Genomic DNA, 2306 nt, shown 5'->3' with positions numbered 1-2306 from the left:
GGTGGTTTAAATTCTGCAGACGGAGGATATTTTGATATTGTGATTGGGAATCCGCCGTATGGTTTTCGAACTGTATTAACTAAAGAACAAAAAGAATACTTTAGAAAAGAACAAAAAATTGAATTTAGAAGCGGTGACAGTGCAGAACTGTTTGTAAAAATTTCTTTTGACAATTTTACAAGACCAAATGGTATTTTAGCATTTATAATTCCAAAAAAATCACTTTACGGTGACGCTTGGGAAGATACACGTATTAATTATTGGAGAAAATACGATTTGAAATTTATTCTGGATACAGGAAAATCTTTTGATAATGTTTTATTGGAGGCATCGGTATTTGGATTAAAAAAAGTAAACGTAGAAATTAAAATAGTTTCTGTTTCTTTTTTGGGTAAAAATGGAGTAAATAATGTCGGCAAATTCTTGCTTGATAAATTATTTGCAGAAAGCAATACGTTGCAAATTTACAAGGCTCAATTTCCGTCTATAATTGAAAAAATTGAAAAAATCAAATCAAGGGAAAAATTAGTAGAAGGAAAATTAGGTATAGCTATTGGAACAGATTTCTTCTCGGATGAAGAAACAGATTATAAACTTTTAAAGGGCATTGATATTGGAAGATATAATATTCGGAGTAATAGATTCTTAAAAAACAGAGAAAAATTAAAATGGGAAAACGCGATGTCTTTTCTAAAACCAAAAGTTTTAACTCAAAGACTTGTCGCTCATATTGAAAAACCTTTTCCTCATTTAAAGATAACTTCTTGCTATGATGATGAAGGTATTATTATAACAAATACTTTGATGTCTTTTGAGATTAATGAAAAAATAACTGATAAGTTTTGGTTGGGGTACTTAAATAGCAAATTTTTAAGCTGGTACGCATATAATTTTGTTTATGCAAGAGCTATTAGAGGAATGGATTTTTACAATTTCTATATTCAGCAATTACCCATTCCTAATATTTCATTAAACCAACAAAAAGTTTTTATTGAATTAGTAGATAAAATACTTTTAAATCATAATGCTAATACTAGCAAATGGGAAAAGGAAATTGACATCCGTATTTATCGTTTATTCCAATTAACTTATGAAGAAGTAAAAATCATAGACCCTGATTTTTCATTGTCTGAACAAGAATATAATGAATTCAAAATTTAGGTATTTTCTATAATGGCTATTTCTTCATCAGTTAATCCATATAATTCGTAAACTAATTTATCAATTTCATATTCTATTTCTGTGGTGTCTGATTTTGGATTTTGGTTTTTTGAATTAAGAACCTTCTCTACTAATGATATGATAGGTTGTTGCTTTTCTTTATTTATTGCTGGGATTGGAATTTGTTCTAATTGATAGGCATAAATATCTTTATTAAGAAAATATTTCAAGAATAGGTAATTAATCGTTTTAGAGTTAAGAATTCCTAATATAAATTTAATCAAGAAATCTTCGTTTTTTATAATTCCAATTCTCAATGTATTTGTACATAGATAATTATTATCATCAAAACAACAAACAAGTCTTTGTTTCAAAGATAAATTCCGTATTCTTTGAATTAATATTTTATTTGATTTATAAATTGAAATATCTTTATAAACAGATTTATTTGTATTATCAAACTCAATAAACCTATTTCTAAATTCTATTGTATATCTAGAAATATCTTTCCCTACTAATAATTTTTGTGTGTTCTGTATGTTTTTATCACAGATTAAATCAGAATTTGAACCAATTTCAATTCCTCTGGGAAGTTCCATTATTGAAGATAGTAAAGTTTTATTATCACAAATTTTTTCAATAATTTTAAAATCTTTTTCTGTGCAATTAAGTTTAAATTCAAATTGATTTTGCTTTACATTATATTTTTGTTGTTTAATCAAGTCATAAATTCTATTTATAAAATCGTTTTTACAACGACTTATTTTAATGACATTATCATCCAAAGAAACTCCCTTTGTTAGATTAGTTATAGCAACATCAACCTGTGCTGTTTCAAATATTGATTCATCTAAATTAACAATAGTGTGGATATTTGTATTATTTAATAAATATTCTCTTAAAGTTGAAAAATCTTTATTGTTTAAAAAGGTATTAGAAGTAATAAACGATAAAACTCCTTTCAATTTTAAAAAATCAATACTCTTTTCAATAAATAATCCATATAGATCAAACTGACCTACTGCAGTCTTGTAAGTTTTTGAAAATATCAATTTGTCTTCTATGGAAATTTTTTTTACACTTACATACGGCGGATTCCCAATCACAATATCAAAATATCCTCCGTCTGCAGAATTTAAACCACC

2 protein-coding genes are annotated in these 2306 nt (G+C 26.2%); one reads left to right on the top strand and one right to left on the bottom strand.

Features of this window, described 5'->3' with window-relative positions; all coding sequences use genetic code 11:
• Positions 1–1161, top strand: a 1161-nt coding sequence (locus tag DTW91_RS12565; protein ID WP_125203702.1) for an Eco57I restriction-modification methylase domain-containing protein, incomplete at its 5' end; no start/stop codon positions are given.
• On the opposite strand, the gene DTW91_RS12560 is transcribed toward DTW91_RS12565, so the two are convergent.
• Positions 1158–2306 (bottom strand): Eco57I restriction-modification methylase domain-containing protein (locus DTW91_RS12560; protein ID WP_148096896.1); only part of this gene is annotated, 1149 nt, incomplete at its 5' end. The two genes, DTW91_RS12565 and DTW91_RS12560, sit on opposite strands and share 4 nt — an antisense overlap.

Origin of the sequence: Chryseobacterium sp. SC28, assembly GCF_003932955.1 — a bacterium.
GTDB lineage: Bacteria > Bacteroidota > Bacteroidia > Flavobacteriales > Weeksellaceae > Epilithonimonas.
Note: the sequence above shows the minus strand (reverse complement) of the source record. Positions and strands in the feature narration are given on the sequence as shown.